The following is a 7,749-nucleotide window of genomic DNA, read 5'->3' on the forward strand; positions in this document are numbered from 1 at the left end:
AAGAGTGTTTAATGGGATTAATTATGCGATATTAGAAACCACGCCCACCACACAAGCACAAAGAAATCAACACAATGAAGTAAGTGCTAAAGTGCAAAAACTAAAAGATATGGTAAATGAGCTTAATAGACTCCATACTGACAATGAACCTATGTTTGTGCATTATAGGTTGGATACTAGAGCATTTCTTTGCACAAAGTTGGGTAGAGACTTGGGCTGGGCAGTTAAGACTTGCTGAAAGTATTTCTAAAGAAAATGCCAACAAAAACTATAATAATCGATATGGCAATAGACCCAACACAGATGATGGCTATAACTTTAGAGGGAGAGGATTATTGCATTTAACCTTTAGAGATAATTATCATGCTTGCACAAGATATTTGCACAATCAAGGTTGGCTAAGTAGTGATATAGATTTTGAGGCACAGCCACAGCTAGTTACAGATTCTGGAGTGTATGCTTTGCTTAGTGCGGTGTGGGTTTGGAATACATACAGAATCAATGAGCAAATCTTTATAATATCGCGAAAACCAAGATATTATTCATGCGCAATATAGTTTTACCAAAAATCGAAATGGCACAGGTGGAACTATTACATTAAATAATGTGAGTCAAAACCTAAGGTTAATTACTGAAAGAATTAATGGTTGGTATAATAATTTGGCAGAAAGACAACAAACATACGCAAGGATAAAAAATGCTGAAATATTTAAAGATTTTGGATAAATTTTATATTGTATTTATTTTGGTCTCAAGCCTCAATGCCTTAAGCCTTGAAGAAATGTTGCAACAAGATAACATTAAGCCTAGCTTTGATTGTGATTTGCCAAAACTTTCAGAATCTGAAATGGATATATGTGGTGGTGTGGGCATGATACCTGCTTCTTATTTTGCCATTATTGATAATTTCTATTCAAGTTATTATAAAGCAGTAATCAAACATATAGATTTAAAAGATAAAACAATCATTAAAGATATTTCTTTAACAATGCTTAAAGAGCGAGGTAAGGTATGCCCAAATACAAAGTTTGACGATAATGTAAGCTCTGGATTAAATTCTGCATTAGCCGCACAATGTTATTACTATCCATACAACAAAGCCCTGCGAGAAATTACAAAATTTATTTATACTCACCCACAATATAAAAATATTTTTGAACAAATCTTTTATCCGAATCCAAAAGGTTATTACCAACTCATAATGAATAAGAAACCACTAAATCCAGACTCTCCATTTGATGACGATGCCGAAGTGATATTTGATGTAATTGACAAAGCCGCTAAGGATAATCTCCTAGAATCTAATGGGGCGTTAAAAAAGCATGAGTGCATTTAAAACTTTGAAGTAAATCCAAACCTACTCTTTGAAAATGGTGGTTATGCTATAATGAGTGCGGCGTATTTTTGGAGGCAGAATAACTGCTTTGTAAATGCCAATGCTGATACTAGGGCTAGTGTAGATTCTGTAACAAGAATCATCAATCGATATACCGATAGCTATCAAGCAAGGTGGAATCAATATGAAAGGATACGAGATGATAGGATATTTGATGAGGATTGGTTGTGGTAATTGTATATTTTTTTTGATATTTGCATCTCTAGTCTTTGCTAATAGTTTTGAGGATATTGCGAAGCAAAAGTATCTTCTAAACCTACCCTATAATAAAGAAAATATCATCACAAAATCTTATAATATACATACAGACAAGAAAGATTTTATTTTAATAACTTTATTTAATTGGGACGATGATGAGCTAGGGAGAGCTGTTAAGAAATATAGTTGTATAAGCATTTTTGATAGTGATGTAATCATGCAAAATTTTTGCTTTAGTGACAATATAGGTATCGTTGCTAACAAAAATGATTTCTTTACTCTCACTTCTTTGTGGCAAGACAGAATAGGTAATATCACCAATACTTATCTAACCTTTAGGCTTATTGAGAATAGATTCTATCTACATCAATATAGCAAGGAATTTGAACATATCGATGATGACCAAGAAATCACAAACAACACTCAAATCTACTATCGCCAACCACGAGATGACCCAAAGAAAGAAAAACTTATCCCTTTAGATTCTATAAATGATGAGTTATTGCAAGAGTTAAAAAATGTTACAAGCACAAAGAAATCAACACAATGAAGCAAGTGCTAAAGTGCAAAAACTAAAAGATATGGTAAATGAGCTTAATAGACTCCATACTGACAATGAACCTATGTTTGTGTATTATAGGTTGGATACTAGAGCAAGACTAGAGCATTTCTTTGCCTAAAGTTGGGTAGAGACTTGGGCTGGGCAGTTAAGACTTGCTGAAAGTATTTCTAAAGAAAATGCCAACAAAAATTACAATCGATATGGCAATAGACACAACACAGATGATGGCTATAACTTTAGAGGGAGAGGATTATTACATTTAACCTTTAGAGATAATTATCATGCTTGCACAAGATATTTGCACAATCAAGGTTGGCTAAGTAGTGATATAGATTTTGAGGCACAGCCACAGCTAGTTACAGATTCTGGAGTGTATGCTTTGCTTAGTGCGGTGTATTATTGGAATGATAGAAAATGCTATCCCAATGCCAAAAAACATCAAGAAGTTTTAATATTTAAAGGAAAGCATCTCTATGAGATCATAGATGATGAAGCTAATGGTAATATAATAATCACAAAAGAAAATGTAAATACTACAAAAAGTGTTTTAGCAATTAGTCTTACCATAAATGGTGGCACAAATGGGCTAAGTGATAGAACTAAGCAACATACAAGAATTAAATCTCAAAATATCTTTAAGGATTTTGAAACATAAGGAGCAAATAATGAAAAAATGGATATTTATGTGCTTGATAGTGCTTATAGTGTATGCTCATGATACAAACAAGAAAGAAGGCATATATGATTATTTCTATAACAATGAGGAAAGAATGCTAGAGAGTTTAGAGCCTAGTATTGATGATGATTTTGAGTGTAGCGATGAAGTCGCAGCAGTGATAAGTTGCGCTGCAGGTTGTGGAATGGCAAGAAGTCCCACAATAATCTTTTTAGATAATTTTTTTACTAGCTACTACCACCTCATAATGCAACACATATCTGAATATAAAAAGCAAGAGATTAAAAACATAGCAAGAGAAGCGATGAAAAAACGGGAATATATAGGTGAATGTAATAAGAAATTTACAAGCGGTGCTGGAATCCAAATGTGTTCACACGATTATATTGGAGTAGCATATGAATATGGGATACAAGAATTAAGCAAGTATCTCGCTTTCAATAACCCAAAGCTTTTAGATTCTATATTTTTACAATATGCAAAGGAAGTTGAAAATATCAGTGTTAAAGATGATATGGCTAGGCTACTTGATAAACTTTATATTGACAACTTAATTGATGAAACAGGCAAATTAATCATCAAGGTAGATTCTAAATGATAGGACAAGGTGATGGCTATAACTTTAGAGGGAGAGGATTGTTACATATCACAGGTAGAGGCTCAATAGGGCAAGGACGCAATGAGGGCTATACAGGGTTTAATCAAAGGGTTACTCATCCATTGTATGGTGGCTTACAAAATAGGGACTTTGTCAATAATGCTAATGATAGAGACTCTCTGGCTAATAATGGCTTAGAGGCTTTACTTGCTGGTATATATGTATGGAAAACTCTCATTTCAAGAGAAACACGAACACATCTATATAATATAGCTAATGCACAGCATAGCATTAGCCCCACTTCCACAGGAGTAGCTAATATACCCAATCTTAGCAATAACTTACGCCTTATCTCCCAAAGGATAAATGGTGGAAATAATGGTTTATCTAACAGACAAGATTCTCTCAATCACATTAGAACCCAAAGGATATTTGATGACTTTGAATAGGAAATATAAACTCTTATGTGTGGTTATGTTGGCATTGGCTCATCTAGGATATGCACTAGATTTGGAACAATCTATCAAGATAGCACAAGATAAGTGTAGGGATAAAGTATTCGAAATACAATATGCTAGGATACTACAAGAAAATACACACGATTATAGTATCATTGTCCTACAAGACTATCAAGATACACAAGATCAATATGGCAATGTAACTTCCCAAGATAGAAGCTGTGTGAATGTCTTTATACAAGGTAAAATAAGAACAATGTCTTTTTCTCGTAGCATAGAAAAGATCATGGCAAACAAAGAAAATTTCACGCTTACTACTGCCTATCAAGATACTGCAGGGAATATCACAAGATGGTATTACACATTTGCAATATCACAAGACACTATTTTTCTTAAAGAATATGGTAAGCAACATTTGTATATAGGCATTGATGATGTTGAAGAAACATTAAAAGGTAAAGTTGTCTTTTATAAATCTCAAAATAAGCAAATTCCCCTAGATTCTATCAACGATGAGTTACTACAAAGATTAAGAGAGTGGTATAATACCAACAAGACAATATTGCAAGATAGAGAAACGCAATGACAAGACGAGATTTTTTTAAGACAATGGCTTGTGTGGGCTTGATAAACAGTGTGCCAAGTTATGCTGTATTTCCCTTACCAGATGATACCTTTAAGGATAAGGAATTGCGAAAGCGAGTCATCAAAAAGGATATATTGTCATTTGTTAAAGAAGTAGATTCTTATATTGCAAACGATTCGCATATTAAAAAAATACATAATGCCAAAGATTCTAAAGAAATAGTGTATCACAATGATGATTCTACTATTCCTCTTAATGAGTGGCATACTATTACACGCACTATTTATTATAATAAAACCTTACGAGAAATCTATGCAATGAAACAAGCCGAGTATATTGCCTATCGTGATGATCCGCTTACCATAGCTCAAATGATATATCCAGCAAAAATGCCCACAAAAGATTATTTTCCTTTTATAGAGTTTGATATTGGCACAAAGATACCTCTATTACTTACTGAAGAAGAAAAACAAAGATATAAAGAAGATTTAGAAGCTTTTTCAAGTCTAACAATAGATGAATACTTATGGACTTATTGTATTCTTTGGCTTGATTCACACCGAATGTATATTACTATGTATTACTATGATTATTATTTCAAGCAAGTGGGTAAAGATTTGCATTTTATTAAGATAATAGACCATAGCACAGTGTGAGTGAGCTACGATTCTTTAAAAGAAACAATCAAAAATATAGAGGTGAACAAATAGAAATTAATCTCATAGAACACCAATGGCATAACTATAATAAACAAATCATGGTCTTTGCTTTTAGTCCTAAAAGAGTGTTTAATGGGATTAATTATGCGATATTAGAAACCACGCCCACCACACAAGCACAAAGAAATCAATACAATGAAGTAAATACTAAAGTGCAAAAACTAAAAGATATGGTAAATGAGCTTAATAGACTCCATACTGACAATGAACCTATGTTTGTGTATTATAGGTTGGATACTAGAGCAAAACTAGAGCATTTCTTTGCCCAATGCTATGTAGAAGTGGGTGGTAGTGCGTTTAGGTTAGAGGAAGATTTGCATTATAGTGTCAGGGGACTGATAACAGCTGGTTTTGATTATTATCGCACAACAGCACAAAAAGCCGACAAAGAAAAAATCAAAGAAGCCCTCGATGATGGCAGAGCCACAAAGCCAAGTGATTATGCTATGAAAGACATCTTAAGCAATGCACCAAGTAATGCTATCCAAGCTATCAAAGATTTAGTCCAAGACTATATCAATTTCTGCCTCAATCTCTTGCCTAAAACCAATGGGGCAATAGAGCAAAAAACTAATACCACAGAGATAGAAAAAACACTGGGGATAGAATCTAAAAAGAAATTTGATTCTAAAAAAGCCTACTCCCCCATAGAGCTTATAGAATCGTTTAAAGAATACCAATCCTACCTTACAATCCAATTAGCCTTTAGACATTCTGCAATCTCTCTAGCACAAGGGGCAAACTATGAGATTCCATATAGCACAGAATCTCATAAGGCTTTTATCCTCATCGCTCAAGCGATAGCTAATCATATAGTGAATAAGAGGAGTGATAAAAAGGCTAAAGATGTGATTATAGCAAATAAGGTATATGCTGATGAGAATCGTTCGGATAGCAATAAGCTAGGCAATACACAACAAGGCGATGGCTACAAATTTAGAGGTAGAGGAATAAAGCAACTGACAGGTAGAAGTAACTACGCAAACTTCCAATCCTACTATAATAAACACAATCCTAATGACACCAAAGACTTCCTAAACAATGAGGAACATAGAAAAGCATTGCCTGATAATGGCAAGATAGCTTTGCTTAGTGCGGTATGGTTTTGGAATGATAAAAAATGCTATAAGATTGCAGATAAACAAACTAGCAATAATGCCAATGAAATAGTCAAGCAAATAACCAAAAAAGTCAATGGTGGCTATAATGGGTTAGATAAGAGAACCAAACAACATACAAGAATCAAAAATGCAAATATTTTTGAGGATTTTTAACAAAGGAATTAATGATGAACAAGTTGGCATTAATATGTTTAATGATAACTGCAATATTTGCTGATGTAAAAAGCACAAAAGAATGGTTGAGCAAAAATCCTTTTGATAAAATCGCCTCACTAGATAAAATAGCAATAGCAAGTGATACCATAATATATCAATGGGAGGACGAACCATTGCCGAGCTTTGATTGTGATAAAGATACCAATACCGCAGAAACTTTGATTTGCTTTGGTCGTTGGCGATATAATGCAGTCTTGGATAACTTTTATGCGAGTTACTATTATGTCATAATGCAAAATATTTCAGACGATAGAAAGACAGAAATTAAAAAAATAGCAAAAGAAATGATAAAAAAAAGAAACAATGAGGTAGAACAGACAGATAAGGAAATACAGGAACACAACAATGAAATATATACTGATGAGGAACAAGTGAGTAAGAGAAGTGGGCTACAATTAAGTTGGGAAGAATCGATAGGCGACATAATATCAGAACACTATAAATCAGCAATAATGGAATTTACACGCTTTATTTTACAATATGACCCACATCTTTTTACACAGATATTTCATACACATACAGAGGAATATAAAGCAATTTTTCAAGATAAAGAAGCGGAATATTATTATGTTTTAGGTGCGTTATATCTTGACAATCTAATCGATGAAACAGGCAAATTGATTGTAAGGGTGGATTCTAAGTGGCAAGAATTATAGAATCTAAAAGCCACGCAAACACCTCTATCAACGCTCTACCTAAAACCAATGGAGCAATAGAGCAAAAAGCTAATACAACAGAAATAGAAAAAAGACTAGGGATAGAATCTAAAAAGAAATTTGATTCTAAAAAGCCTACTCCCCCATAGAGCTTATAGAATCGTTTAAAGAATACCAATCCTACCTTACAATCCAATTAGCCTTTAGACATTCTGCAATCTCTCTAGCACAAGGGGCAAACTATGAGATTCCATATAGCACAGAATCTCATAAGGCTTTTATCCTCATCGCTCAAGCGATAGCTAATCATATAGTGAATAAGAGGAGTGATAAAAAGGCTAAAGATGTGATTATAGCAAATAAGGTATATGCTGATGAGAATCGTTCGGATAGCAATAAGCTAGGCAATACACAACAAGGCGATGGTTATAAATTTAGAGGTAGAGGAATAAAGCAACTGACAGGTAGAAGTAACTACGCAAACTTCCAATCCTACTATAATAAACACAATCCTAATGACACCAAAGACTTCCTAAACAATGAGGAACATAGAAAAGCATTGC

The 7,749-nt window shown here is 33.7% G+C and carries 14 protein-coding genes and 1 pseudogene; all 15 read left to right on the plus strand.

The window, feature by feature from the left end; all coding sequences use genetic code 11:
• Nucleotides 1-238: hypothetical protein (locus tag LS81_RS11755; RefSeq protein ID WP_201798952.1), on the plus strand; the 238-nt coding region annotated here is incomplete at its 5' end.
• Nucleotides 144-557, plus strand: coding sequence for a hypothetical protein (locus LS81_RS09950; RefSeq protein WP_052096664.1), 414 nt, complete (start codon nt 144-146; stop codon nt 555-557). The genes LS81_RS11755 and LS81_RS09950, both read left to right, overlap by 95 nt.
• A gap of 140 nt (nt 558-697) precedes the next feature.
• The gene (locus LS81_RS09955; RefSeq protein ID WP_052096665.1) at nt 698-1,336 is read left to right on the plus strand and encodes a hypothetical protein; all 639 of its coding nucleotides are present in this window, start codon (nt 698-700) and stop codon (nt 1,334-1,336) included.
• A 51-nt stretch (nt 1,337-1,387) separates the two neighbouring features.
• Nucleotides 1,388-1,570 (plus strand): hypothetical protein, encoded by a 183-nt coding sequence (locus LS81_RS09960; protein ID WP_138069921.1) that lies wholly within the window; start codon nt 1,388-1,390, stop codon nt 1,568-1,570.
• Entirely contained in the window at nt 1,536-2,144 is a 609-nt protein-coding gene (locus tag LS81_RS09965) for a hypothetical protein (protein WP_034347945.1), read from the plus strand. The genes LS81_RS09960 and LS81_RS09965 overlap by 35 nt, the downstream gene beginning before the upstream one ends.
• The gene (locus LS81_RS11395) at nt 2,113-2,274 is read left to right on the plus strand and encodes a hypothetical protein (RefSeq protein WP_158659430.1); all 162 of its coding nucleotides are present in this window, start codon (nt 2,113-2,115) and stop codon (nt 2,272-2,274) included. Before LS81_RS09965 ends, LS81_RS11395 begins: the two co-directional genes overlap by 32 nt.
• Before the next feature lie 180 nt (nt 2,275-2,454).
• Nucleotides 2,455-2,811, plus strand: coding sequence for a hypothetical protein (locus tag LS81_RS09970; RefSeq protein WP_104696558.1), 357 nt, complete (start codon nt 2,455-2,457; stop codon nt 2,809-2,811).
• 10 nt (nt 2,812-2,821) lie between these two features.
• Nucleotides 2,822-3,430 carry a hypothetical protein gene (locus LS81_RS09975; protein ID WP_034346844.1) on the plus strand — a complete coding sequence of 203 codons (609 nt, stop codon included), beginning with the start codon at nt 2,822-2,824 and terminating at the stop codon, nt 3,428-3,430.
• Nucleotides 3,427-3,879 (plus strand): hypothetical protein, encoded by a 453-nt coding sequence (locus tag LS81_RS09980; protein ID WP_104696557.1) that lies wholly within the window; start codon nt 3,427-3,429, stop codon nt 3,877-3,879. Before LS81_RS09975 ends, LS81_RS09980 begins: the two co-directional genes overlap by 4 nt.
• Nucleotides 3,866-4,474 carry a hypothetical protein gene (locus LS81_RS09985; protein WP_034346848.1) on the plus strand — a complete coding sequence of 203 codons (609 nt, stop codon included), beginning with the start codon at nt 3,866-3,868 and terminating at the stop codon, nt 4,472-4,474. The genes LS81_RS09980 and LS81_RS09985 overlap by 14 nt, the downstream gene beginning before the upstream one ends.
• A complete protein-coding gene (locus tag LS81_RS09990; protein WP_034346849.1) occupies nt 4,471-5,130 on the plus strand; it encodes a hypothetical protein in 660 nt (219 codons plus the stop codon). The genes LS81_RS09985 and LS81_RS09990 overlap by 4 nt, the downstream gene beginning before the upstream one ends.
• Nucleotides 5,127-6,467, plus strand: coding sequence for a glycoside hydrolase family 19 protein (locus tag LS81_RS12135; RefSeq protein ID WP_233715959.1), 1,341 nt, complete (start codon nt 5,127-5,129; stop codon nt 6,465-6,467). Before LS81_RS09990 ends, LS81_RS12135 begins: the two co-directional genes overlap by 4 nt.
• Nucleotides 6,468-6,481: 14 nt before the next feature.
• Nucleotides 6,482-7,186 (plus strand): lysozyme inhibitor LprI family protein, encoded by a 705-nt coding sequence (locus LS81_RS12140; RefSeq protein ID WP_237022227.1) that lies wholly within the window; start codon nt 6,482-6,484, stop codon nt 7,184-7,186.
• On the plus strand, nt 7,171-7,335 hold the full coding sequence (locus LS81_RS11400; RefSeq protein WP_158659429.1) for a hypothetical protein: 165 nt from the start codon (nt 7,171-7,173) through the stop codon (nt 7,333-7,335). The genes LS81_RS12140 and LS81_RS11400 overlap by 16 nt, the downstream gene beginning before the upstream one ends.
• 164 nt (nt 7,336-7,499) lie before the next feature.
• A pseudogene (locus LS81_RS10005) lies at nt 7,500-7,749 on the plus strand (hypothetical protein); the annotation flags it as partial.

This window comes from Helicobacter trogontum, from assembly GCF_000765905.2.
GTDB lineage: Bacteria > Campylobacterota > Campylobacteria > Campylobacterales > Helicobacteraceae > Helicobacter_A > Helicobacter_A trogontum.

What these genes read in the sequence shown, in the direction of transcription:
- LS81_RS09950 (WP_052096664.1), top strand. Translation starts at nt 144, where the DNA reads ATGAACCTATGTTTGTGCATTATAGGTTGGATACTAGAGCATTTCTTT.
- LS81_RS09955 (WP_052096665.1), top strand. Translation starts at nt 698, where the DNA reads ATGCTGAAATATTTAAAGATTTTGGATAAATTTTATATTGTATTTATT.
- LS81_RS09960 (WP_138069921.1), top strand. Translation starts at nt 1,388, where the DNA reads ATGAGTGCGGCGTATTTTTGGAGGCAGAATAACTGCTTTGTAAATGCC.
- LS81_RS09965 (WP_034347945.1), top strand. Translation starts at nt 1,536, where the DNA reads ATGATAGGATATTTGATGAGGATTGGTTGTGGTAATTGTATATTTTTT.
- LS81_RS11395 (WP_158659430.1), top strand. Translation starts at nt 2,113, where the DNA reads ATGTTACAAGCACAAAGAAATCAACACAATGAAGCAAGTGCTAAAGTG.
- LS81_RS09975 (WP_034346844.1), top strand. Translation starts at nt 2,822, where the DNA reads ATGAAAAAATGGATATTTATGTGCTTGATAGTGCTTATAGTGTATGCT.
- LS81_RS09980 (WP_104696557.1), top strand. Translation starts at nt 3,427, where the DNA reads ATGATAGGACAAGGTGATGGCTATAACTTTAGAGGGAGAGGATTGTTA.
- LS81_RS09985 (WP_034346848.1), top strand. Translation starts at nt 3,866, where the DNA reads ATGACTTTGAATAGGAAATATAAACTCTTATGTGTGGTTATGTTGGCA.
- LS81_RS09990 (WP_034346849.1), top strand. Translation starts at nt 4,471, where the DNA reads ATGACAAGACGAGATTTTTTTAAGACAATGGCTTGTGTGGGCTTGATA.
- LS81_RS12140 (WP_237022227.1), top strand. Translation starts at nt 6,482, where the DNA reads ATGAACAAGTTGGCATTAATATGTTTAATGATAACTGCAATATTTGCT.